The sequence below is a fragment of the Alteromonas infernus genome (genome assembly GCF_902705815.1).
In genome coordinates, this window is the sequence record NZ_CACSIG010000031.1 from 242,830 (window position 1) to 269,188 (window position 26,359).

At 45.3% G+C, this 26,359-nt stretch carries 24 protein-coding genes, 1 tRNA gene, 1 pseudogene and 1 riboswitch; of the genes and pseudogenes, 21 read left to right on the top strand and 5 right to left on the bottom strand.

Features of this window, described 5'->3' with window-relative positions:
* Genes ACX5J7_RS08535 through ACX5J7_RS08555 form a run of 5 tightly spaced genes read left to right on the top strand, consistent with a single transcriptional unit; the run spans position 1 to position 4,176 of the window.
* Positions 1-1,359, top strand: coding sequence for a MotA/TolQ/ExbB proton channel family protein (locus ACX5J7_RS08535; RefSeq protein WP_024015910.1), 1,359 nt, complete (start codon positions 1-3; stop codon positions 1,357-1,359).
* A gap of 1 nt (position 1,360) precedes the next feature.
* A complete protein-coding gene (locus tag ACX5J7_RS08540; RefSeq protein ID WP_012517736.1) occupies positions 1,361-1,885 on the top strand; it encodes a MotA/TolQ/ExbB proton channel family protein in 525 nt (174 codons plus the stop codon).
* Positions 1,886-1,896: 11 nt separating this feature from the next.
* Entirely contained in the window at positions 1,897-2,295 is a 399-nt protein-coding gene (locus ACX5J7_RS08545) for an ExbD/TolR family protein (protein WP_012517737.1), read from the top strand.
* A gap of 1 nt (position 2,296) precedes the next feature.
* Positions 2,297-2,908, top strand: coding sequence for an energy transducer TonB (locus ACX5J7_RS08550; RefSeq protein ID WP_012517738.1), 612 nt, complete (start codon positions 2,297-2,299; stop codon positions 2,906-2,908).
* Between the two features lie 2 nt (positions 2,909-2,910).
* Positions 2,911-4,176, top strand: a complete 1,266-nt coding sequence (locus tag ACX5J7_RS08555; RefSeq protein ID WP_012517739.1) for a tetratricopeptide repeat protein — start codon at positions 2,911-2,913, stop codon at positions 4,174-4,176.
* A gap of 197 nt (positions 4,177-4,373) precedes the next feature.
* On the opposite strand, the gene ACX5J7_RS08560 is transcribed toward ACX5J7_RS08555, so the two are convergent.
* Complete coding sequence (locus ACX5J7_RS08560) at positions 4,374-6,596, bottom strand: GNAT family N-acetyltransferase (protein ID WP_498706786.1); 2,223 nt, start codon at positions 6,594-6,596, stop codon at positions 4,374-4,376.
* A gap of 60 nt (positions 6,597-6,656) precedes the next feature.
* On the opposite strand from ACX5J7_RS08560, the gene ACX5J7_RS08565 reads away from it, so the two are divergent.
* From ACX5J7_RS08565 to ACX5J7_RS08610, 10 genes are all read left to right on the top strand, one after another.
* A complete protein-coding gene (locus ACX5J7_RS08565) occupies positions 6,657-7,082 on the top strand; it encodes an acyl-CoA thioesterase (RefSeq protein ID WP_012517742.1) in 426 nt (141 codons plus the stop codon).
* Positions 7,083-7,211: 129 nt separating this feature from the next.
* Positions 7,212-7,315: riboswitch (TPP riboswitch) on the top strand.
* A 55-nt stretch (positions 7,316-7,370) separates the two neighbouring features.
* Positions 7,371-9,461, top strand: coding sequence for a TonB-dependent receptor (locus tag ACX5J7_RS08570; RefSeq protein ID WP_474376814.1), 2,091 nt, complete (start codon positions 7,371-7,373; stop codon positions 9,459-9,461).
* Between the two features lie 17 nt (positions 9,462-9,478).
* On the top strand, positions 9,479-9,742 hold the full coding sequence (locus ACX5J7_RS08575; protein WP_012517744.1) for a hypothetical protein: 264 nt from the start codon (positions 9,479-9,481) through the stop codon (positions 9,740-9,742).
* Positions 9,742-10,386: a nicotinamide riboside transporter PnuC gene (pnuC, locus tag ACX5J7_RS08580; RefSeq protein ID WP_015066523.1), complete on the top strand. Its 645-nt coding sequence runs from the start codon at positions 9,742-9,744 to the stop codon at positions 10,384-10,386. The genes ACX5J7_RS08575 and pnuC overlap by 1 nt, the downstream gene beginning before the upstream one ends.
* On the top strand, positions 10,352-11,266 hold the full coding sequence (locus ACX5J7_RS08585) for a phosphotransferase (protein WP_498706789.1): 915 nt from the start codon (positions 10,352-10,354) through the stop codon (positions 11,264-11,266). The genes pnuC and ACX5J7_RS08585 overlap by 35 nt, the downstream gene beginning before the upstream one ends.
* Before the next feature lie 112 nt (positions 11,267-11,378).
* A tRNA-Trp gene (locus tag ACX5J7_RS08590) sits at positions 11,379-11,455 on the top strand.
* A 331-nt stretch (positions 11,456-11,786) separates the two neighbouring features.
* Positions 11,787-12,407, top strand: coding sequence for an alanine acetyltransferase (locus ACX5J7_RS08595; RefSeq protein ID WP_498706791.1), 621 nt, complete (start codon positions 11,787-11,789; stop codon positions 12,405-12,407).
* A complete protein-coding gene (gene rimI, locus ACX5J7_RS08600) occupies positions 12,407-12,895 on the top strand; it encodes a ribosomal protein S18-alanine N-acetyltransferase (RefSeq protein WP_071958789.1) in 489 nt (162 codons plus the stop codon). The genes ACX5J7_RS08595 and rimI overlap by 1 nt, the downstream gene beginning before the upstream one ends.
* A 262-nt stretch (positions 12,896-13,157) precedes the next feature.
* Positions 13,158-13,454 (top strand): 2OG-Fe(II) oxygenase, encoded by a 297-nt coding sequence (locus ACX5J7_RS08605; protein WP_020745558.1) that lies wholly within the window; start codon positions 13,158-13,160, stop codon positions 13,452-13,454.
* 343 nt (positions 13,455-13,797) lie between these two features.
* A complete protein-coding gene (locus ACX5J7_RS08610; protein ID WP_141153560.1) occupies positions 13,798-14,727 on the top strand; it encodes a DMT family transporter in 930 nt (309 codons plus the stop codon).
* 7 nt (positions 14,728-14,734) lie between these two features.
* On the opposite strand, the gene ACX5J7_RS08615 is transcribed toward ACX5J7_RS08610, so the two are convergent.
* Positions 14,735-15,631: a LysR substrate-binding domain-containing protein gene (locus ACX5J7_RS08615; RefSeq protein ID WP_498706794.1), complete on the bottom strand. Its 897-nt coding sequence runs from the start codon at positions 15,629-15,631 to the stop codon at positions 14,735-14,737.
* A 194-nt stretch (positions 15,632-15,825) separates the two neighbouring features.
* Between ACX5J7_RS08615 and ACX5J7_RS08620 the strand changes: the two genes are divergently transcribed.
* From ACX5J7_RS08620 to ACX5J7_RS08635, 4 genes and pseudogenes are all read left to right on the top strand, one after another.
* Complete coding sequence (locus tag ACX5J7_RS08620) at positions 15,826-17,016, top strand: MFS transporter (protein ID WP_498706796.1); 1,191 nt, start codon at positions 15,826-15,828, stop codon at positions 17,014-17,016.
* A gap of 10 nt (positions 17,017-17,026) precedes the next feature.
* A complete protein-coding gene (locus ACX5J7_RS08625) occupies positions 17,027-17,935 on the top strand; it encodes a TIGR03571 family LLM class oxidoreductase (RefSeq protein ID WP_498706798.1) in 909 nt (302 codons plus the stop codon).
* Positions 17,936-17,956: 21 nt separating this feature from the next.
* A pseudogene (gene dkgB / locus ACX5J7_RS08630) lies at positions 17,957-18,813 on the top strand (2,5-didehydrogluconate reductase DkgB).
* A gap of 30 nt (positions 18,814-18,843) precedes the next feature.
* Positions 18,844-19,779 (top strand): alcohol dehydrogenase catalytic domain-containing protein, encoded by a 936-nt coding sequence (locus tag ACX5J7_RS08635; RefSeq protein ID WP_485165581.1) that lies wholly within the window; start codon positions 18,844-18,846, stop codon positions 19,777-19,779.
* Positions 19,780-19,959: 180 nt separating this feature from the next.
* On the opposite strand, the gene ACX5J7_RS08640 is transcribed toward ACX5J7_RS08635, so the two are convergent.
* The 3 genes from ACX5J7_RS08640 to ACX5J7_RS08650 are packed head-to-tail and all read right to left on the bottom strand — an operon-like array spanning position 19,960 to position 22,522.
* Positions 19,960-20,991 (bottom strand): DUF2955 domain-containing protein, encoded by a 1,032-nt coding sequence (locus ACX5J7_RS08640; RefSeq protein ID WP_024015919.1) that lies wholly within the window; start codon positions 20,989-20,991, stop codon positions 19,960-19,962.
* Between the two features lie 8 nt (positions 20,992-20,999).
* Positions 21,000-22,070: an HlyD family secretion protein gene (locus ACX5J7_RS08645; protein ID WP_498706799.1), complete on the bottom strand. Its 1,071-nt coding sequence runs from the start codon at positions 22,068-22,070 to the stop codon at positions 21,000-21,002.
* Positions 22,067-22,522: a MarR family winged helix-turn-helix transcriptional regulator gene (locus ACX5J7_RS08650; RefSeq protein ID WP_043960472.1), complete on the bottom strand. Its 456-nt coding sequence runs from the start codon at positions 22,520-22,522 to the stop codon at positions 22,067-22,069. The genes ACX5J7_RS08645 and ACX5J7_RS08650 overlap by 4 nt, the downstream gene beginning before the upstream one ends.
* A 379-nt stretch (positions 22,523-22,901) precedes the next feature.
* On the opposite strand from ACX5J7_RS08650, the gene prfC reads away from it, so the two are divergent.
* Together prfC and argS are read left to right on the top strand one after the other, a co-directional pair.
* The gene (gene prfC / locus ACX5J7_RS08655) at positions 22,902-24,491 is read left to right on the top strand and encodes a peptide chain release factor 3 (RefSeq protein WP_498706801.1); all 1,590 of its coding nucleotides are present in this window, start codon (positions 22,902-22,904) and stop codon (positions 24,489-24,491) included.
* Positions 24,492-24,504: 13 nt separating this feature from the next.
* Complete coding sequence (gene argS, locus ACX5J7_RS08660; RefSeq protein WP_498706803.1) at positions 24,505-26,235, top strand: arginine--tRNA ligase; 1,731 nt, start codon at positions 24,505-24,507, stop codon at positions 26,233-26,235.
* The last annotated feature ends 124 nt before the right edge of the window (positions 26,236-26,359 follow it).

Below are 26,359 nucleotides of genomic sequence, written 5' to 3' on the forward strand. Positions count from 1 at the left end.
ATGAAACCAGTATTCAAATCTCTTTTAGCCGCTGCGACAGTTGCAGTTGCGGCAACCGGAGCGCAGGCTCAGGAAGCAAAGAGCCTTAAAGACCTTCTAGACCAGGTTCAACAGAACCGCGTTTCTGAAGCTCGCCTAGATAAAAAACGTGAAGCTGAGTTCCAGTCTGCACGTGCTGATAAGCAAGCGCTTCTTCGCAAAGCTCAATCAGACCTAAAAGCTGAACAGGCTCGTGGTGACCGTCTACAGAAGCAATTCTCAGACAACGAAGTTACTCTTAACGAAAAAGCTGCTGAGCTAGACCAAGCGACTGGTACGCTTGGTGAAATGTTCGGTGTGGTACGTCAAGCATCTTCTGAAGCTTATGGCCGTATCGCTACTTCAATCGTTAGTGCACAATTCCCAGGTCGTGGTCAGTTCTTAGCTGAAATGTCAGAAGACTCTAAAGGTCTTCCTAACATTCAAGAACTTGAAGACCTTTGGTTCGCACTTCAAAAAGAAATGACTGAAGGCGGTGAAGTTGTTAAGTTCACTACAGAAGTTGTTAACCTAGACGGCGGTTCTTCACAGCAAGAAGTTGTTCGTGTTGGTACATTTAACCTTGTTGGTGAAGCTGGTTATCTAGCTTACGATTCAGAAGCTGAAGTAGTTCAGCCTCTAGGTCGTCAACCAGACGGTCACTTCGTAGCGTCAGCTGACGATCTAATCGACGCGACTTCTGGCATCGTTCCTTTCTATGCTGACCCTTCTCAAGGTGCAATCCTTGGTCTACTGAAGCAGAAAGCGACTATGTCTGAGCGTTACCACGCTGGTGGTCCAGTAGGTTATACCATCACGCTAATGCTTGCTATTGGCCTATTGATTGGTATCTACAAAATGATCACGCTAACTATCGTTGGCGGCAAAATGCGTTCACAGCTTAAGAACGTAAGCAATCCTTCTGAAGGTAACCCTCTAGGTCGTATCCTTAAGGTTTATCAAGAGAACAAGACTGCTGACGCAGAGAACCTTGAGCTTAAACTTGATGAAGCCATCCTACGTGAACTTCCACGTATCGAAAGCGGTATCAACGTAATCAAGATTTTCGCAGCGATTGCTCCTCTACTAGGTCTACTAGGTACAGTACTTGGTATGATCGAGACGTTCCAAACCATCACACTATTCGGTACTGGTGACCCACGTATGATGGCAGGAAGTATCTCAATGGCTCTTGTAACTACGGCTCAAGGTATTATAGCGGCTCTGCCTCTAATTCTTACTCACAGCATCGTAGCTTCTCGTAGCAAATCAATCATCCACATTCTTGATGAGCAAACTGCGGGTATCGTAGCTGCTCACACAGAGTCGGAGAAAGCGTAATATGAATTACCTGATTGGATTATTCGAATCGGTCAGGGACTTTATCGCTACCGGCGGTGACGTACTTTACTTCGTTGCTGCCGCGCTCTTTCTCATGTGGGTTTTAATGATTGAGCGTTACTGGTATTTAACCTCGGTCTTCCCAAAGGTGAAGAAAAACATCATCGCGAATTGGGATGCCCGAGCAGATACCACATCATGGTATGCGCATAGAATCCGTGACGCGTGGATTTCTCAAGCGTCAGACGATCTAAACGCTAGAATGCTGATTATCAGAACCATTATTGCAATGTGTCCGCTAATCGGTCTACTTGGAACAGTAACCGGTATGATCAGTGTTTTCGAGACAATGGCAACACAGGGCACCAGCAACGCTCGTCTTATGGCCGCTGGTATCTCTATGGCAACTATCCCGACAATGGCGGGAATGGTAGCCGCGCTATCTGGGCTGTTCATCAGTTCACGTCTTGAAGCGAAGGTGAAGCTGGCAAGAGAAGGGCTAGTTGATAGCCTGCCACATCATTAGAGAGAGAGATTATGGCTCGAAAAGTCAGAACCGAGGAAGAAGATGCACAGATCGACATGACGCCCATGTTGGATATCGTGTTTATCATGCTGATCTTCTTTATCGTTACCACTGTTTTCGTTAAAGAAGCAGGGATCGAAGTCAACAAGCCAGATGCGAGCCAGGCGATTCTTCACAAAAATGCAAACATTTTCATCGCCGTAACGGAAGACGGAAATGTTTGGCTAGACAAGCGTGAAGTTGCGCCGGACAGCGTAAGAGCGAATATAGAAAGACTGCTTACCGAGCAGCCTACTGACTACGTAATCATTCAAGCTGATGTTAAAGCGAAGCATGGTTTAGTAGTTGAAATTATGGATCAGGTTAAAGCCGCGGGCGTTAACCGAGTCTCGGTAGCGGCAAGGGGATAAGATGTTACGTATACTTGTATCTATTGTATTAGGTGCTGCGGTCGCATTTGCCCTGTTCGTTCTAATGGCCAAGTTGATTGAAAATTCATCTAGACCAGCAGACGAAGTACCGCCTGCACCGGTGATCGATATTGTAATGCAGGAACCAGACGACCAAACGCAAACGCGTACTCGTGTTCCACCACCGCCTCCGCCTCCGCCTCCACAGCCTCCGAAAATGGAGCAAGTTGAGCCGGAAACAGCGGAACCTGATGCAGATGGCTTTAGCTTAGCTATTCCAGCTATCGACACAGGTGGTGTTGGTGTAAACATTGGTGGTGTTGGTGCTATGCAACGTGACGGTGAAGCAACACCTATCGTTCGTATCGACCCGAAATATCCACCTGATGCAGCCCGTGATGGCCGTGAAGGTTGGGTAAGACTATCTTTTACTATCAACGAAGTTGGTGGTGTTGAAGATATCGAAGTTATTGAAGCTGAACCTAAGCGCGTATTCGACCGTGAAGCACGTCGTGCTCTACGTAAGTGGAAATACAAGCCTAAGATCGTTGATGGCAAGCCGGTTAAACAACCTGGCATGTTCGTACAGCTAGACTTTAAACTGGAGCAATGATCATGATGAAACGTACATTCAAAATGTCAGCCGTTGCTTTAGTGCTAGGCGCAGGTGCGGTGCTTTCAGCACCCGCTGCCCTAGCGCAGTCTGCACCTGTTGTTTGTCCTGGTTATGAAAAGGGTAAAACAACGCTAGTAGGTGAGCGTACCGGTAAGAAAGTTCAAAAAGCTTTTGAATTCTACAATGAAGACCAAGTCAACGAAGCGTTAAACGTGCTTTATGAAATCGACCCTTCGGACGATTTTGATAGAGCCTACGTTAAGCGTTTTATTGGTAACTTGCTTGCTGCGCAAGAAGGTCAAGGTGGAAAAGCGTTAAACTATTTGGTTGAATCTGTTGAACCAAAAGTGCTTAACGACCTTGAACACTCTCAAACACTTAAGCTATTAGGTGATTTGAGCATGCAGGAAGAGAAGTACACCAATGCCATTAAATGGTATAACGAGTGGATGGACTTCACGTGTAAAGAAGACGCAGACGTGTATACGCGTTTGGCACAGGCTTATTTCGAATCTAAGCAGTTAGCGAAGATGGTAGAGCCGGCAGACAAGGCAATTGCTTTGTATGAAGAGCCAAACAAGAACCCGTATGTGTTGAAGCTGACTTCTTACTACGAGCGTAAGATGTACCCAGAAACGGTTGCTGTTGCGGAAGATCTTGTTAGAACTTTCCCGCAAGAGAAAACGTGGTGGTCGCGTTTAGGATTTTTCTACATCTTAGTTGAAGACTATAAAAAAGGTCTTTCAACGCTAGAACTTGCTTATATGCAAGGTTATCTAGAAAAAGAGTCGGAAATTAAAACGCTTGCGCAGCTTTATCAAAGCAATGGTATGCCTTACAAGGCGGCCAAATTGCTTGAAAAGCACATGAAAGAAGGCTTGTTGAAAAATGATGCTGATATGATTGCTAATGTTGCTAATGCATATCACCAAGCTAAGAACTTTAAAACGGCTGCTAACTTGTATGCACAAGCGGCGGCTAAGAGTTCAGACCCTGAGCATTATCGTAAGCAAGGTACGCTTCTACTTGTAGCTGAAGACTATAAAGGCGCCATCAAAGCACTACAAAATGCCTTGGATCGCGGTGCTGAAAACCCAGAGAAAATTCACTTCACACTTATGGAAGCGAACTTCTATGCGGGTAACTTCAAGTCTGCTTACAAGCATGTACAAGAAGCTAAGAAAGATCGCTCACTACGCCGCAACGCAGCAGCGTGGGAACCTTATATTAAGGAAAAAGCGAAGAACCGTGGTATTAACATCTAATATTCGGTCTTAGCCAAAAAAGCCTCCTTCGGGAGGCTTTTTTATGCTTTATTGTTTTTGGGGAATTGTTGAAGAGATAGAAAGTTATCTACAGGCTAGGTTCTTGTATTAAATAGCTTCTTGTTTTCGGTAGGTACACAACGCTCGTTTACTAAATTCTCTCTGAACGTATGTAGCGTCGGCCACTCATCGCTTCGCTAAAATGCTGGCTTTAGTTTTTCTCTTAATTTTTTGGTCGCTTCTTTCAAGCCTTTTGCATCAAGCGCACTACAAAGCTGTTTGAGTTCGATATTTGACGTAATAAATACATCTATCAACCGCGAATTTTCGTTAATTATTTTAGCGATATTTTGTATTGGCTTATAGTCGCTATACTTTAGACTATCCGCACTATTGGCATTATCCGAACCACTCGCATCACCAGGCTTGTCATTGAAAATGCCGCCATCAAACTTCGCAATTTTACATAGTATGGGCCATACATCATCTAGCGTCCGTGAGCCGTCGATAAAGTGGTGTAGTTTTTGTTGATAGGTATTAATAATGCTAGTCGGTAATGAAAAAAGCCCAAGCGTAGACTGATAGCTTTTTTGTAACGCTATAAGCTCACTCACGAGCATTTTTACCTTGTTTGTATGGGCGAGCACGGCCAGAGCACTGGTTTCTCCACTTGCTTTATTGGGCTTTCGGCCGTAATCAACAACCTCAAAGCCGTTTCTACACCAAAAAGCATCAAGTTTAGCCGTAGTGCCATAGGATGTGCATATCGCATCAATGCCATGCCTATAACTCTCGTTAGTAATTTTTCTAAGAAGCTCGCTACCAATTCCTTTACCTTGCAGCCTAGTGTGCACCGCTATGCGGTTGATTCGCCAGTACGTAAAGGTAGCAGCAGTACCGTTTGCAGATAATAAGCAAAGTCGCTGTGCGCCTAAGTGACCTTTCGGCCTGCGCTTTCCCGAAGCTATAGCCTCTGCGGTTTCTTCAAGACGCTTACCTCCTTCGATATTGATAATAGAGGCAGCTATTATTATGTTATCTAGCGAAAGCGAAGCTATTAGAACATCTGGGCTATCCATTAAACGCATGAAATCATCAGGTGTTGTTTGATAATGGGCTAGCGCGAGTAAAGACATAATTTGTTGTAGCGTCTGTTCCCTAACATTTTCAAAGGTAGATAAATTAAATGCGCTATGCTCGATGATGTCAGCTGCACTTTTTTCGATGTGCTTGTCGTCTATCAGCGCTGAGCTATCGCTTTCGAACAAACATGTTTCGTTAAGAAAGGTTTCAAGTGGGTCGTGCTGATACCATCTTAAAGGGGCTGTCAAAGTAAGGTGTATAGCCGAAGGTGGCAAGTTAGGTAGAAGCTTGTGTATAAAGCCGCTGCCCGAACCTTCATAACCTAAAAGGGTAGTGCTTAATATCCACTGCTTATTATGTTTGATGATCTTATGCACTAGTGGCAGTGGCAATGATGCAGCTTCATCTACAATTACCACATCGTAATCTTGCTTATCAGTACTACACAGCAGCTCGCTATCTGGTGGTACCCACTTTACAGTGCCATTGGTTATTATTTCTCTTCCTTTAAATGGTAATGTAGCGGGTTGTATCTGCTCTATGCCCTTAGTGTGGTTATCTTTAGTATCTTCGCTTGGATTTTGAATATCAAAAACATTTTTGACGTTTTCCTGACGTTCACTGGTTAACAGTACGCGATGGCCTTCTCTTATCAGCTTTTGTATAAATAACCCCAAAAGAGACGACTTTCCCCTACCTCTTGGCGCGGTGATAAGCGCATTAAGTTGGTTATGGTAGAACCCTTGGCTTAGCTTGTTAAATGCGTGCTCTTGCTCATAAGACTTAAACAAAGCGCCACGATAAGCATTTGCAGCATCAAGTTTATTTACTTCATAGCGGGCTATGTCTGGCAGGGTAGTCGCGCTTTCACGGTAAAAAGCAATGGATGGATTGCCTTGAAGGCGGTCTATAAAGCGCGCAAGATAAAGGCTGCGTTTCAGGCTATAGCCTTCAGAAATAAACGAAACGGCAGCGTTTTCAGGCCACGTTGTAAACGGGGGGCAGATAAGAATTAAACACCCATGCTGTTTTACCGTGCCTGCTACAGCCATGACATCGCCAGGTCTGAAAAAGTCTCTACAGTCTAAAAATGCGATATCCCACTCACTACCTAATACTTGCTTGCGTTTCTTTCCCTTTAACATTTCGCCGGTAAAGAGGTTGTATTTAACGGTATTAGATTTATCGATAGCATTAGTCACTGTGGTTAGTGCGTTGTGACAAAATTCGTCGCGGCCAGAAATCACCAATAACCTGCGATGCAACCGCAACGTTGAGTTTTGATGTTCGGTAAAGAAGGGGGCTAAAACCCACTCACATAATTGAGATAGCGCCATGAAACAGTTTTTTTCGGTATAATCTAGCGCTATAGTAGCGATTTATTATGAGGAATTCGAATGCGCTTTCTTTCTCGGCGTTTAGTGATGCCAAATGACCTTAATTATGCCAATTCTCTGTTCGGTGGCCGCGCGTTAGAATGGATTGACGAAGAAGCCGCAATTTGGGCAATTTGTCAGTTGGAAACTAATTGCTTGGTTACCAAGCATATCGGCGAAATTAGCTTCGAGTCACCAGCCATGCAAGGTGATATTGTAGAGTTTGGCTTAGAAACCAAAGCGGTGGGCCGCACGTCTATTACTGTTAGCTGTTTAGTACGCAATAAAGCTACAAAGAAAACCATCTGTTTTGCAGACGATATCGTTTTCGTAAAAGTTGACCCAGACACACGTCAGCCAACAGCACACGGTAAAACGCTGGAAGGTTTAAAAGCGCAAACTGATGACGAAGTTCGTCGTTTAAATATGAACATAGACGCTGAATAAAACGCAGCGTCCTTCGCTATATATCATATAAAAAATATGAAGTTAGCTTAACGTGTTATCTGCTTGACGATGTCTATCGAACTGGTAGACTCCGTCGCAGAAGTTGAGGCTTTATTAATAAGGGCTCAACGCTATACCAAGGGGTGTCCGTTTTCGGTCTGAGATCCACTTTAGTGGGAACCCTTAAACCTGATCCGGATAATACCGGCGTAGGAATGGTTCACAACATAGCCTAATAACCTGCCGTTAGACCCGGATCTTTTTTCTTAAGTAAGAATAAGAGATCCCATGTATAAAACACTTTTCACACTTACACTCATTGCTACTTCTGTTGCCGCGTATGGCCAGCAGCAAAGCGCTAATGCCGATACAACTGCCTCTAATACTGATATCGAGCGCATTGTGGTAACCGGGGACTTTCGTCAAACTACACTAGACCAGCTAAGTGCGAGTGCCACTATTTTAAATCAGGAGCGACTTAGTAGCAGACAGCCTACTCATATTGATAGCGTGCTAAACAGTATTCCTAACGTGAACTTTGCCGCAGGTGCCTCTCGTGGGCGATTCGTTCAAATTCGAGGTATTGGCGAGCGTAGTCAGTTTGCCGAGCCTATTAACCCATCGGTTAGCTTTATCGTTGATGAGTTCGATTTTTCTGGTCTAGCTGCTGCAGGCTTAATTTTTGATACTAAGCAACTTGAAGTGTATCGCGGCCCGCAAGCTACCCTTTACGGTACAGGCGCTTTAGCCGGTGCGGTGAAGCTCTCAAGCAATGACGTTGGTAGCGACGCCCCTGATTATGTCGAGGCGCGAGTGGGCAATAAAGATACCTACCGAATTGAAGGCGCTACAGGGAACGACATAGGTGGTGACTGGGGTTATCGCGTGGCGCTGGTTCACAATAGCAGTGATGGTTTTGTTGAAAACACATTTCTCGGTCGACGTGACACCAACAATATTGATGAAACCGCATTGCGTTTTGCTGTAGAAGGGCATGTTGATGAGCGTACAACGCTTGCGCTTACTTATCGATGGTATGATATCGACAATGGGTATGATGCTTTTTCACTAGATAATGATAATAGAACCTTATCTGACGAGCCTGGCTTTGATGAGCATCAAACCCATGCGGTAAGCGCCCGTTCGACAACAGAAACGGCGGCAGGCGATCTAATTCTCATTGCTACCCACGCCTCGCATAATATCGCTTATGGCTACGACGAAGACTGGACATTCACTGGCTTTCACCCTTGGGGTTATACCTCATTCGATGCGTATTATCGCGATGTAGATACACAAACAGGAGAAATTCGTTTTGTGTCTAACGAGAGCGCCGCATTGTTCGATGGCATAACCGACTGGACTATAGGTGTTTTTTACAAAAACACCGAAGAGCAACTGCTTCGACAATACACCTACCTCGATAACGACTTCGCCAGTGAATACACGCCAACAACGACGGCAATTTACGCTAATACTGAAAGCCGTATCAACAATAATTTAGTGTTAGTTGCGGGACTAAGGCTAGAAAACTACGATTTTGACTACGCTGACAATAACCTGCTTACACGCGCTTTCGATACTACCATGGTCGGTGGGAAAGTGGCGCTTCAGTATACACAGGGCGAGCACTTCTATTACGGCAGTATTTCTCGCGGTTATAAAGGCGCTGGCTTTAACCCCGACAGCCGTGTGAATGACGAACAGCGCTTTTTCGATGAGGAATATAACTGGAACTATGAAATAGGGTTTAAAGGCCCTTTGATGACGCCAGAACTTATCGCAAGAGCAGCGCTTTTCTACATGGATAGGAAAGACACACAGGTAAGTGATTTTGACGTTATTACTCGCGATGACGGTACGGCAGGGTTCGTTGATATTATCGATAATGCAGATTTAGGAACAAATAAAGGTGCTGAGATAGAGCTTAGCTGGTTTGCTACCGATGCATGGCAGGTCGATGCAAGCGTGGGGTATTTGAGCGCGACATTTGAAGGTTATACTCTTGCCGACGGCACGCAAGTAACAGAGCAAAGGCAAGCGCAGTCTCCTAAATGGACTGCAAACCTTTATAGTGAGTACGCACTTACTGAAACGGTGCTTTGGCGTGTAGACATAGACTACAAAAGTGAATACCGCTTCTCAGACGGACATGATGTAACTGCGCCAAGCACCACATTAGTGAATTCTGAAATTGTTGTATTACACGAAAATTGGCAGACGACGTTGTGGGTTCAAAATGCCTTTGATAGAGAGTATTACACCCGAGGATTCGGTGGTTTCAGTAACGACCCTCGCGATGAGTATGCGTTTGACGAGCCGTACTATCAGCTAGGTAACGGTCGTCAATTTGGTGTTACCGTAAAGTACACGTTTTAAAATAAAAGGAAGCAGTTATGCAAGTTATGGTTGAACTCTCGTTGTACCCTCTGGTAAACGAATACATTCCGCCCATCCAAGATTTTATCGATAGGCTAAATAACTACCGCGATATTTCGGTGTCGACAAGTTCAACCAGCACTCAGGTAACAGGTGACTACGGGGTCGTTATGAAGATATTAGGCGAGGAAATGCAAAGAACCCATGAAGAAGTAGGGCAAGCTATTTTTGTGGCTAAGTTTCTCAACTTTGATGCTATGCAAGCCAGAAAGTCGTCTTGATGACTCATTTTCTTTCTGAGTTTACCTCACAAATTGCCGCTACCTCTTTATTGGAGTGGGTAGCGGTAGTGCTCGCTATAGCCTATGTGCTATTGGCTGCTAAACAGAATAGCTGGTGCTGGCTGTGTGCTTTTGTCAGCACCGCTATTTATACCTGGTTATTTTGGCAAGTTACCTTACCTTTTCAGTCAGCGCTTAATTTCTTTTATATGATCATGGCAGGTTATGGCTACTATCAGTGGTCTAAAGGCACTGAAGAGGGGAGTGTTAAGCCCGTTCGTCATTGGCCTTTATGGATACATTTACTAATAGTACCTAGTATGCTTTTAATGGCGTGGGGCTTATCTTTGGTGGCAGGTTCGCAATTCAATAGTGAGTACCTACTATTAGATGCGAGTATTAATTTACTGAGTGTCGTCACCACATTTATGGTGGCCCATAAAATCCTGCAAAACTGGGTTTACTGGTTTTTCATTAATCTGGCTTCTGCCTATTTATATCTGCAAGTGGGCTATGCATTATCTGCTTGTCTGTTTCTAGGCTATGTGGGTTTTGCCGTATTTGGTTATTATCAGTGGTTAGTGCAATATAAAAAACAAGGTGAGCACGTTGGATATCATCGCCACGCTGCGAAAGGCGCTTAAACTTAGTGACAGTGCCCAGCTTTCGGTGCATCCATCTGGGGCTGTAAACCATGTTTATCGACTTCAAAATGTTGCTTTACACTATGAAGGCACTGAAAGAAAACTGCAGTTTCACAGTGATTCTGAGAAAGCATTCAGGCACCGCCAAACAGGCCAAGTGGTTGAAGGAGAGCAAAACCAAGGCCGAGACCCAAAACAATCGTGCTGTGTCGGTGATTTTGCTGTTAAGTGGTTAGGTGACGATCGCTTTAGCGGTATTGACCGCACTTATCAGTTCGCTTTGCAGAAAAAACTATGTCGCTTAGGTTTAGCACCACAACCTATCTGGTTAAGCGATGATGAAACAATTTGGGTAGAGCAATGGCAAAGCGACACAACTAACCCAAGTTTAACCCCTCAGCGTTTAGCTCAAACCCTTGCCAGCGTTCATCAGCTGTCGATAAAGGCCCACCCGCTAAAACTCGCTGCAAGATGGCAGCACTATATTGACATCGCTAAGCTAAACACGGATAGCATTTTGTACCAAAAAGCCGGGCGATTGCGGCCTAAGGTTTTGCAAAGCGAGCAGGCCGAAAACGATAGTGTGTTATGTCATAACGACTTAGCAGTAAATCACATATTGATTAGGCGAGATAACACGCTCACTGTTATTGATTGGGAGTATGCTGCGATGGGAAACCGTTATTTTGACTTAGCTAGCTGTGCACTTATCAATAAGCTAGATAGCATGACAAGTACCGAACTCGTAAAGCGCTACGCAGATAAAATGAGAATTAATCAACAGATTGCACTCGCGGAGTTCAACCTTCATAAAGAGATAGTTTCGGTAACGAATGACCTCTGGTTTGCGGCGCTAAAAGCCAACGACGCATTGACTTAACCCGCATTCGATTGAAAAAACAGCGCATTGGGTGTTAATTGAGCATGCGAACTTTAGTTGTGATAAAAAGGCTTTACCTTTTTAATGTCATCCGTATAATGCACAGCGCGCTAGGGGTGTAGTTCGAATTGGTAGAACAGCGGTCTCCAAAACCGATGGTTGGGGGTTCGAGTCCCTCCACCCCTGCCACTTTCTCTTCTCGAGTACTTTTCTTTTTTTCCTTGTTTTTATTTTCAGCTTTGTGTCTCCTTTATTAAAAGCTTTTTTCATTTATTAGCTTTCTATCTGCGCTTTTGTTTTAACAGGGCGGGATTTAAACATAGTTAATAACGCATTTTATAGCGGCTTGTAAGGTAGCGGCCTCTAAGAGCACCTAATAAAAACGCCCGCTTTATGCCTATAGCGAAGGATATTGTCCAACGTTATAAGTAATGGCTATTCAATAGAACAAGCACTTTTAGTAAACTGTGATGGAATGCTAGTGAATTTACGCTGCGTCTTAATTTAAATGGATGGTGAAGTGTCTTTAACCTCTTATCAACAAGCAGTACTCCAGGAAATTGGGATCCCAACGTGGATCACAAAAGAAGCCTATAATGAGAAGGTCAAAGAAGGCACAGCACGCACCAATAACCAATTGTATAGTTCACCAGCTGCACAGGTTGTGGGTGCAAACGAGGTTCCTGTAACTTCAACACCGATTTCAAAGGAAGAAAAGCAATCTCGTTTGGCTCAGCTTCGCGCTAGTGTGAGCGGTTCTGTGGGTGATAATAATAACGAGAAAGGGAAAACAGAAAAAAGCACGGCGTCTTTGTCTGAAACCAAAGCCCCGAATAAAAGTGAAAGTGCGTCAATGTCTTCACCGTTGCCCGTTTCTCCTGATGGTATTCCGTTAAGCGCAGAGCAAAAAGCTAAGTCACAACAGTGGTTAAAAGACTTGCAACTCGCCTGTATACAGGTAGGGGTACCCTCGAACTGGGCAAGCACAATCATGATTGGTCGCACATTATCGATAAGCGATACTGCCATTATATTACCTGCGACTCCTCTTAAGCTTACCGTACAACAAAAGCGAGAGCTTTGGTCGCAGTTAGTGTCTGTTGGCGCTGCCTTAAATAATTCAAATAGCGAACAGCAGTAGTGGCGGTCAAACTAAAGCTAACACCCGAAAAAGGTGCAGAAGCCGAAATTGCGCATGCCCATACAATCCATCAGCAGGCGCAAGTTGTACCGTGGAAACTCAGCACCTTTGAAGATTGCTTTACCAAACCTTATTATGGCGTATTTGCTTACGAAAACGAGCAGGTCATTGGGTATGCCATTGTTTTAGAAGTAGCAGATGAAGCAACATTAATGGATATTGCGGTGGATGATGCCTTCCGAGGGCAGGGCGTAGGACGTGCCCTAGTAGATTATGTGCTAACAGCCTCAGAGCAAAACGGCATGATAGAAATGTGGCTAGAAGTGAGAGAAAGTAACCTCGCTGCCATTAAACTTTATGAAAGTTCGGGGTTTGAACACATAGAAACCCGCAAAAATTACTACACCACGAAAAGTTACGAGGCTAACTCACCAAGGACGGGGAAGGAAAACGCCAAAATAATGAAATGGTCAAAAGCCGTTTATTAAGCTCATTATCAGCAGCGCTACGTTCTGCTTTTACATATAGCGCTAGTGAATAACAAAGTACAAACCCGCCTCATCAAGTATTTTAGAACGGTAGCGTGCTTAACCTTATATTGAGACAATATTCCTGCACGGCAAACATAACTAGCTCGACCAAATAACGCGACATGTAGCATCTACAAGTACATTGTTTAGGCGTTTACGAAGCGCGTGTTTGAAGCAAGAGTGTTGCAGACTTTATTGAAACTCTACAAGGAAACCCCTCATGGCTAAAGTCCTTAACCATCCTATTTTTTCATCAAGGCGTTTTGCCATTAACGTGGTTACTTATCAAGAAGGGCATCGCGTGCTAGAGCATAATGACCCAATGGGGGCCGGGCGTTATTTTAAATTTAACGTTGTGCTGAAAAAGCCTGAACAAGGCGGCGTGTTCTGGGCTGAGAAAGTCATTGTTAATCTTTTTAATCGTGTTTACTTTTTCCGCCCTGATAAATATATGCACAGTGTAAGCAAAATAGAAAAAGGCCAAAGAAAGCTACTTTCTATTGCTGTGTATATTTAGGGAACATGTATGTAACTCGTCTTTGAACTCTCCTCATTTCAGCTTTTTATCAGCGAATATAGACATGAATTATCAAATGACTTTCTTAACAAAAAGAGAGCTTCAAAACTTTATTCGAAGTCGCAAACTCAAATGGACAACCCGCCGTATAACAAAGTTTCCACAGCAAACTAAAAACTTGACCATTTGGTCGATAAGTTGGCGTGTAAACAGGATGGGGAGGTTTTATTCCCTCGCGAATTGGCTTATATTTGCGCCCATATTATATCCCGCTCAAATTAAACCCCTGTGGCGGTGATGGCTTCTCTCAAATCAGTTCGTGTAATTGGATTTTTTAAAACGCATGTCTTCATTATCGGTGGCGGAAAAAGCGCAATCTAAAGGTATCAAAATGCTTTTAGTTGCAGTGTTGTGTTTAGGGCTTAATTGGCCGGGCATGAAATTGGGCCTGGAAATTGTTGGCCCGGTGTGGATGGTTTGCCTGCGTTTTCTACTCAGTCTTCCAGTACTCGCGCTTTTTGTGCTTATTACTAAGAAACGTTTGCCGGTATTGAATCGTAAAGACCGGTCAGTGGTTTTTGTGGTCGCATTTTTCCAGTTTATCTTGTCGATGGGGCTTATTACGGTGTCGCTGCAATATATCCCTGCTGGAACCGCTAGTATTCTCATTTATACGACGCCGCTTTGGATGCTACTTATTGATACGTTATGGTATCGACAACGCCCGCCCTCAAAGCGATTAATTCTTACCGGAATTTCAACTATTGGCTGTGCGATGATTTTATTTGCCTCGGGCCAACCGGGCGCATGGCTACCGCTCTTTGGTATGTTGCTCGCGTCTGCATTGTGGGCAGTCGCTATTAGGCGGGTGTCTTTCCACAAGTGGAAAGGAAGTGTTATTGAAGCGGTGTTCTGGCAGTTTACTATTGCAGGTTTCGCCATGCTTGCTATTGCTCTTATGGTAGAGCCAACGCCGAATTTTGGCGCTTACGATATAAGCGACTGGTTGTTGCTGGCGTACATAGGGCCGGTGGCAACAGGGCTTGGTTTCGGCCTTATGGTAGCGGCGGGGCCAAAATTGCCGCCAGATAAAATCGTTTTAATCAGTACGCTTACGCCAATCGTTGGGTATGTAAGCTCAGTGCTACTGCTTAAAGAAACTCTGCTGCCTATGGTGGTGGCCGGCGCTATATTGATGATTGCAGCGCTTATTGTGAATGGCCTTCCTCAAAGTACGCTTAAAAAAATGCTAGGCAAGGGGCAGGCTAAATAGCCGTTCTTTAAAGCGTAAGCCGCGGCTGGATAAAGTCTAAAAACGCAGAGATACGAGACGATACGGCGCTATTTTTGTAGTACACCGCCTGCACTGATTCTCTGCGATTTGGACTGACGATGTCCTCGCTAAACAAATCGACAAGCGTGCCCTCGCTAACATCCTTATGAACCATAAAGTGGGAAAGTAACGCAATACCTTGGCCTGCCAAACACAACTGGCGAATAGTTTCTCCGCTTGAGGCGCGAAGACTGTACTGCAAATTGATATCTTGTTTAAGTGGCCATTTATTCAAACTCGGTGAGTCGCTAAAGCCAATCAGTTTGTGTTTGTTTAGCGTGCTAATGCCACCTTCGTTTTCAAATAGGGGATATTTTTCAAGATACTGGGGGCTTGCCACAATATGCAGCTTACTTTTTCCTAAACGTCTAGCGTGCAAATTCGAGTCGCTCAAATCGCCAATGCGTATTGCGATATCCGTCTTGTGTTCTAATAGGTCGATAATGCTATCGTGACTAGTGATATCCAGAGTGATATCAGGAAAGGCTTCTCGAAACTCACCTACTAACGGGGCAAGTTGGTGTAAAACGAAAGGGCTTGCCGCATCTACCCGAAGTTTTCCCGAAGGTGTGCGCTTTAAAAGCCGCAGCGCTTCTTCGCCTTTTTCCAACACGTTTAAGCCATCTCTGGCATATTGCAGAAAAAGCTCGCCTTCTTCGGTTAACTCTAACCGTCTGGTAGTACGATTCAATAGGGTTACATCTAAGGTATCTTCAAGCCGCGTTACAGCTCGACTCACTTTCGCTACTTGCTGATTAAGCAAGTTAGCAGCACTTGAAAAACTACCCGTATCAACAACGGTTAGAAACGCTTCTAAATCTTCAGTCTTCGATGAAACTGGCATTACACACCTTACCTTTTCAAATTTCGCAAAAGTATTTTGTCATTAGTGCTTTTTTTTGCAAATAAATTTGTCGTCAAACTGTACGCACTTTAAAAATGACTCCCCAAAAGACGGTTTAGTTGTCCGCTTGAAAGGAGTAGGTGGCGTCGGCAACGACACCCCATCACGTTAATTACTTTTTGAGGATAATTGAAATGCCTATTGCATTATTTGCGTTAACATTAAGTGCGTTTGCTATTGGCACTACTGAGTTCGTTATAGTGGGGCTTGTACCTACCATAGCGGCAGATCTTGGCGTCACATTACCAAGTGCTGGCTTACTTGTTAGCTTGTACGCTGTTGGTGTTGCCGTTGGCGCACCTGTTCTTACCGCCCTTACCGGTAAGTGGAATAGAAAACATGTTCTGCTTAGTTTAATGGCGCTTTTCGTGGCAGGTAACATGCTTGCCTGGCAGGCCCCTAGCTACGAGAGCTTAATTTTAGCCCGCATACTGACAGGCTTAGCGCACGGCGTGTTCTTTTCCATTGGGTCTACCATTGCTACAGGGCTGGTAGCGAAAGAAAAAGAAGCCAGTGCTATTGCCATCATGTTCACTGGTTTAACGGTTGCCTTGGTCACGGGCGTCCCTTTGGGCACTTGGATAGGTCAAAATTTTGGGTGGAGAGCAACTTTCCTTGTTGTTTCCGCGCTTGGCACGCTTGCGCTAATCGGCAGCGCGTTATTGGTACCGAACAATCTTAAACAAAGTAAACCGGCCACCTTGAGTGAACAAATGAAGGTGTTGGTTCAGCCTCGCTTGGTGCTGGTTTATCTCATGACAATTTTAGGGTATGGCGGTACGTTTACCGCGTTCACTTACCTCGCGCCTATATTGCAGGAAGAAGCAGGGTTTGCGCCATCAGCGATAAGCTTAATCATGTTGGTTTACGGAGCTTCGGTTGCTGTAGGAAACATTTATGGCGGTAAATTGGCCGACAAGAAGGGCCCAATCCGCGCACTAACCATTATTTTCTCAGCCCTTGCCGTCATCTTATTTGCGCTGACGTTTACCATGGGCAGTAAAGTGGCCGCAGTGATCACCGTTTTGGTATGGGGCGCCTTTGCTTTTGGCAATGTCCCAGGACTTCAGGTTTACGTTGTTCAATTAGCAGAGAAGTTTACCCCTAATGCCGTTGACGTAGCCTCAGGTTTAAACATTGCGGCATTTAACATTGGTATTGCTTTAGGGTCAATTATAGGCGGTGCAGTTGTCGATGGTATGCAGTTATCTGATACCGCGTGGATTGGAGCCCTTATTTCTGTCGCAGCCTTGGTTGTTACTCGCTACAGCGGCTATTTAGACAAGCGCGCACTCAATACTGCAGATAATGCCACGAGCGCATAGGGAGGTCACAATGGCGACAAATACTTTTGATAAGCTTGCACAACAGACGTTCTCTGTAGGTGTAGAGCTTCCGCTAGATAACGACTGGGCGTATTTCGACGCCACAAAAGGTACGCCGTTTGGTGTACCTGATATGACACAGCATCACAGCCGTATACAGTTAGCCGACAAACTAGGGTTTAAAGCAGCGTGGGTACGAGATGTACCGGTTTACGACCCCAGCTTTGGTGACGCAGCGCAGGTTTTTGAAACCTTCACCTACTTGGGGTATTTGGCGGGCATCACCGACAATATTCTGTTAGGCACAGCCGCTGTTGTTTTACCTCTTAGGCAGCCATGGCTTGTTAAAAAGGCGGCGGCAACGGTACAGCAGCTGAGTAACGATCGTCTTATCCTCGGTGTAGCTAGCGGTGATAGACCGGTTGAATACCCGTTGTTCGATGTCGATTTTGACAGTCGAGGCGAGCAATTCAGGCAATCTCTTGAAATTGTTAAGCACGGCGAAAATACCCTTAAGCCAGGCATGTCGCTGTTACCGCACTCAACAACGCCGCCTTTGTACGTTGCAGGGCTCGCTCAGCAAAGCCCCCAGTGGGTAGGTGAAAATATGGACGGTTGGCTGGCATACCCAGGTACACCGAACGATCATAAAAAGCACGTGAAGCTATGGCGAAATGTAGCGGGTAAGAAGCCTTACGTTAGCTTTATTCACCTTAATTTGGTTAAAGACGACGAAGCGCCCATAAAACGCCACCGTTTCGGGGTTGAAACTGGCGTAAACGGGCTTATCAAAGAACTCAATGCAATGAAAGACGCGGGTGTTGATCATATTGGCCTGCACTTCAGACGTAATACTCAATCGGTAGAAGACGCGATGCAGCGCATTGCTTACCACATATTACCTCACTTTCATAAATAACGGAACCAACAAGGAGGCATCATGCCGAATGTAAATCAGTCACAATCTAAAATTCCTTCGCTAGGTGTAGGCACGTTTCGCTTAAAAGACGATGAAGCCTATAACAGCGTGACAATGGCACTTGAAGTGGGTTTCCGTCACATTGATACGGCGCAAATTTACGGCAATGAAGAAGCGGTAGGTCGCGCTATTAACGACGCTATTGCAAACAATCTTGTTGCACGTGAAGACCTTTACGTCACCACCAAGGTGTGGAATGACAAACTGAATAAAGCAAGCTTTGTGGATAGCGTAAAAGAGAGTTTGGAAAAGCTTCAACTGTCGTACGTTGACCTGCTACTTATTCATTGGCCGTCACCGGAAAATGGCGAAAGCATGGAAGAGTACCTAGGTGAATTGGTGCGCGTTAAGGAAATGGGCCTAACAAAAGAAATTGGTATTTCTAACTTTACCGTAGCGCAAGTTGAAGAAGCGGTGAGTATCTTAGGTGAGGGCGTTATCGCCACGAATCAGGTAGAGGTTCACCCTTATCTGACCAATGAAAAAGTACGTGCCGCATGCGAAAAACGTGTGCCGCATGCGAAAAACATGGTATCACAGTTACAGGGTATATGCCGTTTGCTGTTGGTAAAGTGCTAAAAGACGAGACTATCACTGCGATTGCAGATAAGCATGGTGTAAGCACAGCTGAGGTAGTCGTAGCCTGGGAGCTGGCTCATGGTTTAGTGACCATTCCATCGTCGACTAAGCGCAAAAACCTGGAAACCAATTTCAAAGCGCTTGAACTTACCTTAGACGCAGACGATATCGCAAAAATTAACGCGCTAGATTGTGGCGACCGTCAAGCTAACCCAGATTTTTCACCTGCGTGGGACTAACCGGAAAAATCACCTTGTTAAGGAGCTTTTATGCAAGCTAACGTTTGGCAATTTGAACAAGCTGGCGCAGCACTCATACGAAACGAACGCGAATTTTCTAAGCCGGAAGCAGGGCGTATTGTCGTGCGCAACTATGCTATTGGCATTAACCCCGTAGACTGGAAGTTTATCGATGATAACCCCCGCGACTGGGAAAAAGGGCATATTCCCGGTGTGGACGGTGCGGGTGTTGTTGTAGCTGTAGGTGAGGGCGTTGATAACAACCTTCTGGGTAGGCGAGTGGCATACCATCACAGCTTAGGTGAAAACGGAAGCTTTGCCGGCCACAGTGAAGTGTATGCTAGCCGCGTAATGCTAGTGCCAGAAAGCGTAGATTTTGCATTGGCTGCTGCCTTGCCATGCCCGATGCTTACTGCTTGGCAAGCGTTCAGTAAAGTGCCGGTAAGAGAGGGGGCAGACGTGTTAGTCAGCGGTATGGGCGCAGTTAACAAATTGCTGGCGCAAATACTTTCTCAGGCTGGTTTTAATGTACATGTTATCTCAGGAAGCTTTTCGCAAGAGCAAGCCGATGAGATGGGAGTAAAAGCCATCCATCGCGGTAAACCTGAAGGGCAAACCTTTTACGCGCTTTTCGACGCGAATGGTCCAGACTATGCGGCGTCACTTGTACCGCTTCTTGAAGCTAATGGTCACGTAGTGAGTATTCTAGGACGTATTGAAGTGCCTGTAGATGCGCCTTTCACGCGTACTATTTCTTATCATGAGATAGCCCTAGGCGCGCTGCATGATTATGGCGATTTACCGCAATGGCAGCGCTTGGTGAAAGACGGTGAGGCTCTGCTTGAGCAAGTTGCAGAGCACTCTTTGGTTGTTGAAATTCCAACGCTTTTCGAATTTGATAATCTGAACAAGGCGTTGACATTTTCAAAAGAAGAGAAGCGAAAGGCGGTGGTTACGGTGTCATAAAGCTGGAACGATTAAGTTTCTTCCTTTATCTTTGGTAACGTAAAGGGCTTTATCAGCTCGCGGAAAAGGCTTCGACAATATCGTCGGAGCCTTTTTAATTGCGTTAGTACTTTACTGGAAATAGCAAATCAACTATTAGTCCACGAATTGTAACCAGTAAGCGTTATAACGACAGGATTACTAAGTAAACGTGTGGTGTCGTGTAGGCTGGAATTTGTTAAGTAGACTGTGTACTACATAAATAACACACAGGCTAAGCGCAATGGCTACCACTACCGATGAAAAGCGATACAGCGCACTATAAATAATATCCTGTTGCGGAGAGAGTGACTGGCCGTACAAAATGCCAAATGTGGTAAGTACGCCAAAGCCCGTGCCGGCAACACCACCGCCTAGCACATGTTGGCGGCTGATGAAAAATACCAATATCCATAAGCTGAAACTTGCGAAGAACAACGTGTCACTGTAATTCAGCAAAACCAGCTGAGCGAGCAGGGCAAGGTTACACCCTATTAGTGTGCCGAGTGCTCGCTGCCAGCCACTCATGGTGGCGCCTTTCCAGCAAAGAGGGAAAAGAATGAGTATGCTCGCCGCTTGCGCCGAAATGGAATCAACTAAATCGAAGGTTTGAAATACAGCAAAAGATAACGTAGCCACTGTAGTGCATAAGATGACTTCGTGTCGGATGCTCGCTTGATCTTTAGAGACCTTAGGCGGTGGTGTTCGCGGTGCTCTATCTGGGAATATTAGGTGCAACGCAAAAGCGATGCCTAAAGCAAGTAAAATTGCGCCAATATTTGAAATCACCAACGGGTAAATGTCTATTCCATCGTTACTGTAACTTGCGAAGTGCAGCTGTAACGACAGCCCAACCAGAGAAAATGCGCCAAACAAAAATAATGTGCCCTTACTCATTTGCCAAAATAAAAAAGCAAAGGTTGCTGCGATTAATGGTGTAATAAGCAGCGGGTGGGTGCCAAACAAACCATACACTACTAGCACAACCATTGCTGGGAATACGGTCGCTGCAAGAAACTGTCTTATTATGTGCCCATTTAAAACGGCTACCAGCCCTAACAATAAGATGGGATAAAGGGTAAAAAATATCGGGTTCGGCCAGTCCATTGCCTTAGATATCGTAAACCCGAGAGTCGCGCCGCTGGCAATTCTGAGCATCTGTTGAACATCATTATCGCTAAGTTGTGTTTTCATAACCTGTTCTAGTAGACGTAGTGTAATAAACTGATAAAGCGAATTTGAACATTCGCGACAAAATTTTCAATGGGGTTATTAGGAACAATTTGAACCGTCGCCCGGGCACCACTGGTCAGGCGATTTAATGGCGCTTCACTTTCATCTAAGCTGATATGAACGCGCTGGCGTTGCGCGTCACGCACCCATCGGTTCGATTTTTCAACAGCGGCCAGCTTGCCATTTGCTGACAGTTGGCCATCACTAACGCCAGCCTCGAAATCTTCCACCTGCGCCGCAAACACCTTCCCAGGTATCGCATCAAAAACAACTTTGGCACGCACGCCTTTTTCTACACTGGTTAGCGACTTTTCTCTAAAATCAGCAACCAAGTCAAGCTTGTTATCTACAACAGATGCAAGGGGAACGCTTTGTTTGGCATAGGTTCCTTTTGTCACCTGCATGTTTGCCATAATGCCTTCGTGCGGAGCCTTTATTCTGGTGTATGCCAGATTTAATTCTGCACGATTTAGCGCGTTGCGAGCTTCCCGATATTTGAGGTTACGCTCTCCTCTTTCTCCCCTAGCTACAATCTGGAGGTTTAACTCAGCTTTAAGTGCGCTCAAATCTGCCTCTGCGCTTTGAAGTTGGGCGTTAGCTTTATCCACGTCTTGTTGAGAAACTACGTTGCTTTCTATTAAGGTGTTTAATCGTTGATATTCACTTTTGCGTTCTACGAGTATGGCAGTCGCGGCTGCTATTCTTGCCTTCATTGCGTCCACCTGGGCGTCAATTTGAGCATTTTGTGCCACATTCGCCAATTTAATCTGCGCTTTTTCAAGTGCAATATTGTAGGGAGTATCGTCAATTTCGAACAATACTTGCCCTTTTTCAACGTGTTGATTGTTGCTAACTAAGACCTTAATGATTGGGCCATTAAGCTGAGGTGATATTTGTGTAACCTGATGGTACACCCTTGCCTGAGGTGTCATTGGCATGCGGATATCAGCAACTACAAAATATATAAAACAGACAGCAAAGGCTACTAAAGCCAGTTTCACGTACCTTGCAAAAGCTTGGTCGGGTGTTCTTTCACTCACTTAGATGCCTCCAGAAGCCTAACGGCATTTTGCTCAATTTTTTTAAGACATAGGGCCACCGTATTCAGCTCATCGTCGGGTATACCTGCATACACCTCATCCCGCAGCGCCGCTAACGTGCTTTCAATATCGTTCATACGGCCTTTGCCCATTGGTGTGAAGTAAAGCAAACGGCTTCGTTTATCCTTGTCATCAACAATACGCTTGATCAAGCCCGCGGTTTCTAATTGCTTGATCGTTCTAGTAAGACTTGGCATCTCTATTTCAAGACTTTCCGCTAATGTTTGTTGGGTACATCCTTCGCCAAGCAAAGCCATATGAATCATCACACGCCACCTCGATTCAGTGAGGTCAAGGTGGGCTACAAATTTGGTGACCGTTTTTCTGCATCTTCTTGAAGTACGTGCAAACAGTGCGATTAAGTGAAGCGGCATAGGTTCTGAAAACATCATCGTAATACTTGTAAATTTATTTAGCATGCTAAGTATTTTATTTGGTTAGCATGCTAAGTAAATGGTTATGGGGCGAATAGGTGAATAAGTTCGTTGAGCGTCTACGTGAAGGTTTTCGTTGAATTGAATGTTAAAAACTTGAAGACATCTTTGAAATTAAACCGTCGATTCATTTAACCCGTCATGAGACAGGTGCTACGTAATTTCGCTCTACTGTTACGCCCAGTAAAATGCTAAAATCCGCGCAATTAATTACCAAGCCGTATCAAGCGTTTCACCGCAATATACAATTTGCGCGGACAAGCATTGCTTATTCGATATAAAACGCGCCTGTAAGTTATTGTTTTGCAGGGATAACAGATAACGAAGATAAGTATTGATGTCAGATAAGAAACTTCTAGAAGAGATTAAAAAGCGACGTACGTTCGCAATCATATCGCACCCGGATGCGGGTAAAACCACCATTACTGAAAAAGTATTGTTGTTTGGACGCGCGCTGCAGACCGCCGGTACCGTGAAAGGTAAAAAGTCAGGCCAGCATGCAAAGTCAGACTGGATGGAAATGGAAAAAGAGCGTGGTATCTCGGTAACCACCTCGGTTATGCAGTTTCCCTACAGCGACCATTTGGTGAACCTGCTAGATACCCCGGGGCACGAAGACTTTTCAGAAGACACTTATCGTACGCTAACGGCCGTTGACTCGTGCCTTATGGTTATCGATGCCGCGAAAGGGGTAGAAGACAGAACCCGTAAGCTTATGGAAGTTACCCGTTTGCGCGATACGCCAATTGTGACTTTCATGAACAAGCTTGACCGCGATATTCGCGACCCAATGGAGCTGCTTGATGAAGTAGAAACCGAGCTTGATATCTTGTGTGCGCCAATCACTTGGCCTATTGGCTGTGGTAAAAGCTTTAAAGGGGTTTATCACCTTCATAGGGACGAAACTATTCTTTATCAAAGCGGCCATGGTCACACCATTCAAGATGTGCGCATTATTAAAGGGCTAGACAACCCAGAGCTTGATACTGCAGTGGGTAGCGACCTTGCCGAAACCCTGCGCGACGAGCTTGAGTTGGTGCGCGGTGCGTCTAACGAGTTTGATCAAGAACTATTCCGTGAAGGTCAGCTAACGCCGGTATTTTTCGGTACAGCATTGGGCAACTTTGGTGTTGACCATATGCTTGACGGGTTAGTTGAGTGGGCGCCAGCACCACTTGGCCGCGAAACTGAAGAAGGCACAATTGAAAGCACCGACGGTAAGTTTAGCGGCTTCGTGTTTAAGATTCAGGCTAACATGGACCCGAAACACCGTGACCGCATCGCGTTTTGTCGTATTGTGTCGGGCAAGTACGAAAAAGGCATGAAAATGCGCAACAGTCGTTTAGGTAAAGATGTGCGTATTTCTGATGCATTAACCTTCTTGGCTGGTGATCGTGCTTTGCTCGAAGAAGCCTATGCCGGTGACATTATAGGTTTGCATAACCACGGTACTATCCGTATTGGTGATACTTTTACATCAGGCGATAACTACCGCTTTACCGGTATTCCAAACTTTGCGCCCGAGCTATTTAAGCGAATTCGCTTAAAAGATCCGCTTAAGCAAAAACAGTTGCTTAAGGGACTTATTCAGCTATCCGAAGAAGGCGCGGTTCAAGTGTTCCGCCCCCTTGCGAATAACGATTTGATTGTGGGTGCCGTAGGTGTCCTTCAGTTTGATGTGGTTGTGGCGCGTTTAAAAGCAGAGTACAACGTAGATGCACTTTACGAGCATGTTAACGTTGCTACTGCCCGCTGGGTTTACTCTAGTGATGAGAAAAAACTTGATGAGTTCCGCCGTAAAGGGGAGCAGAACCTAGCTCTAGATGGTGGCGACAACCTAACGTATATCGCACCTACCATGGTGAATTTACAGCTAGCGCAAGAGCGCTACCCAGATATTCAATTTACGAACACGCGCGAAAATTAAGAAAAGATACATTATGAATATACATGCACTATTAGTTAACCGTTTCACTGAAGCTCTACAAGAGATGGGCGTAGAAAATGCGCCAGTACCCGTTTCGCGCAGTGCTCGACCAGAGTTTGGTGAATATCAGTTTAATGGCGCCATGGCGCTGGCTAAGCAGCTTAAGCAAAAGCCTCGTGATATCGCAGAAAAAATCGTTGAGACAGTAAAGCTCGACGATATTGCCAGCAAGCTAGAAGTGGCGGGCCCTGGCTTTATCAACGTTCATTTAAACGACGCATGGTTGGCTAACCAGTGCGAATTATCGTTAACCGACCCTCGATTAGGCATCGCAAAGTCGCCTGAGCAAAACATTGTAGTAGATTACTCATCGCCTAACTTAGCGAAAGAAATGCATGTAGGTCACTTGCGTACCACCATTATTGGCGACGCAGTAGTTAAGGTACTCGAGTTCTTGGGTCACAATGTGATTCGTCAAAACCACATGGGGGACTGGGGTACACAGTTCGGCATGTTGCTTGCGCACCTTTCTGATAAGTTGCAAGAAGAAGTGGCTGAAACAGCGCTCTCTGATCTTGAAGACTTTTACCGCGAAGCCAAAGTACGCTTTGACGAAGAAGAAGGTTTTGCCGACCGCGCCCGTGAATACGTAGTTAAGCTACAAGGTGGCGATGCTCAATGTCTGGCGCTGTGGGAAAAGTTCATTGACGTGTCTATTACTCACTCAGAAGAAGTGTACGACAAGCTAAACGTAAGCCTTACCCGTAAAGATATTATGGGTGAGTCGGCTTACAATGACGACTTGGCCAACGTAATCAGCGACCTTAAAACGAAAGGCCTTGCAGTAGAAGACCAAGGTGCGCAGGTGGTGTTTATACCTGAGCTTGCTGATAAAGAAGGTAATCCTGCGGTTTACATCGTTCAAAAGTCTGGCGGCGGCTATTTATACGCAACGACGGACCTTGCGGCAATGCGCTATCGCAGCGGCAAGTTAAGAGCTGACCGTACGCTTATTCTCACTGACGCGCGTCAAGCGCTGCACTTCAAGCAAACTGAAATTGTGGGCCGTAAAGCAGGCTTCATGAAAGAAGAGCAAACTTACGAGCATTGCCCGTTTGGTATGATGCTAGGCAGTGACGGTAAGCCATTTAAAACGCGTACTGGCGGCACGGTTAAACTGGTTGAATTGCTTGATGAAGCCGTTGAGCGTGCGGGTAAACTCATTGCTGAACGCGACAACGATTTAAGCGAAGACGAGCTTAAAGAAGTTGCTCGTAAGGTGGGTATTGGCGCTGTGAAATACGCCGACCTATCTAAAAACCGCACGACTGATTACATGTTTAACTGGGACTCCATGCTAAGCTTTGAAGGTAACACCGCGCCTTATCTTCAGTATGCCTATACCCGTGTGAAAAGCTTGTTCAGAAAAGCGGGTGTGGATATGGCGACCATGCCAGTAGATATCAATATTGCTGAGAAACAAGAGCACGCGCTAGCTGTTCTGTTAATGCAGTTTGAAGAGGTAATTGGTACGGTATCTCGTGAAGCCACGCCTCATGTGCTGTGCACATACCTATATGATGTGGCTTCAGCATTTATGTCATTCTACGAAGCGTGCCCGATGTTAAAAGACGGTATTGAGCCAGCTGTACGCGATAGCCGTCTAGCGTTGTCAGCTCTGGTTGCCAAGACGCTAGAGCAAGGATTAACCCTACTTGGCATCGAAACACTAGAAAAAATGTAGTGTTCGCGGTACAACATATATAGCGTTATCAAAAAGGCTGACACTGAATGTCAGCCTTTTTTTGTTTGCCCAGCGAAGCTGGCAAACCCGTCAGGTTGAAAGAAACCTGAATCACNCTGACTGG